This is a genomic window from Micromonospora sp. NPDC049580 (assembly GCF_040675595.1).
Classification (GTDB): domain Bacteria; phylum Actinomycetota; class Actinomycetes; order Mycobacteriales; family Micromonosporaceae; genus Micromonospora.
The window spans coordinates 1-1,113 of sequence record NZ_JBFAPG010000838.1; the positions used below are offsets into that span (position 1 = coordinate 1).

Here is a 1,113-nt window from a genome sequence, read left to right on the forward strand (position 1 = left end):
CGCCCCCCCCCCCCCCCGGCCCGTCTACGTGCGGATGGGTCAGAGCGTGCTGCCGTTGGTGCCCGAGCCGGACGGCTTGGTGCGGGGGGTGGTGGCCGACGGCGACCCGGAGGTCGTGCCGACCGTGCTGCTGCCCGTCGAGCCGGAGCCCGCCTTGGCGCCCACCGTGGCGGGCGTGCCGGCGAACGCGTCGTCGGCGGCGGTCAGCTCCTGCTTGCCGGTGCTGCCGTTGCCCAGCTTCTCGCCCAGCTTGGACTGGCCGAGCTTGTCCTTGCCCTCGCTGTAGAGCCGGTTGGCCTGGGCCTGCGCGACCCCGGCCGCCTCCTGGACGGTCGGGTGGTCGAGCACCTTGCGGCCCCGAACCACGAGCTCTTCGTACTTCTCCCGGCCGGCACGGGCGCCCAGGACGAATCCCGCAGCCAGCCCGCCAAGAAACATGATCTTTCCGCGCATGGCGGCTCCTTCCGTACCTGACGCGCCGTCGCCCCCGGCGGGTTGCCCCGTCGGGCGCGACAAATTCGCGCCTGCGTCCTCTGTCCGCAGCTAACTACCCATCCTGCTCCCCGCTCAAGCCTGCTTGTGCCGGGATGGCGATTTGCCCCGATTGCGATCAGGCCGTGGCGCTGACCTGCGAATCTGGATCAAGGCGGCTGCGGGTGCAACCCACTGGACCACCACCGGGGGATGTCCTGTACTCTTGTCCCGTCGCAGGGCACCGGCGAGATCCGGTTCCAGGCGGTGCACGATCCCCTGTAGCTCAATTGGCAGAGCAGCCGGCTGTTAACCGGCAGGTTATTGGTTCGAGTCCAATCGGGGGAGCTTCTCCACCCAACGCCCGTCGGCAGTACGCCGACGGGCGTTTCTGCTGTCCCCACGTCCCGCGCCCTCCGGCCCCGGCAACTCCTCTCGGCAGGCCCGAACCCCTGCCCGCGCGATCGTGGCAGCAACTTCGGGGATGTTGCTGCCTCCCGCGTGCCGGAGGCAGCAACATCCCCGTTGTTGTGACGATCTTGCGGGGCGCGGGGCGCGAGGCGCGAGGCGCGGGGCGCGGGGCGCGGGGCGCGAGGCGCGAGGCGCGAGGCGCGAGGCGCGAGGCGCGAGGCGCGAGGCGCG

The 1,113-nt window shown here is 71.7% G+C and carries 1 protein-coding gene and 1 tRNA gene; one reads left to right on the forward strand and one right to left on the reverse strand.

Annotation, left to right across the window (positions count from 1 at the left end; all coding sequences use genetic code 11):
• Window positions 1-39 precede the first annotated feature (39 nt).
• Window positions 40-453, reverse strand: a complete 414-nt coding sequence (locus tag AB0J68_RS32465; RefSeq protein ID WP_354854578.1) for a hypothetical protein — start codon at window positions 451-453, stop codon at window positions 40-42.
• Between the two features lie 293 nt (window positions 454-746).
• Between AB0J68_RS32465 and AB0J68_RS32470 the strand changes: the two genes are divergently transcribed.
• Window positions 747-819, forward strand: a tRNA-Asn gene (locus tag AB0J68_RS32470).
• The last annotated feature ends 294 nt before the right edge of the window (window positions 820-1,113 follow it).

Bases quoted from the DNA above. Each gene is read 5' to 3' on its own strand.
- AB0J68_RS32465 (WP_354854578.1), bottom strand. From the start codon at position 453: ATGCGCGGAAAGATCATGTTTCTTGGCGGGCTGGCTGCGGGATTCGTC.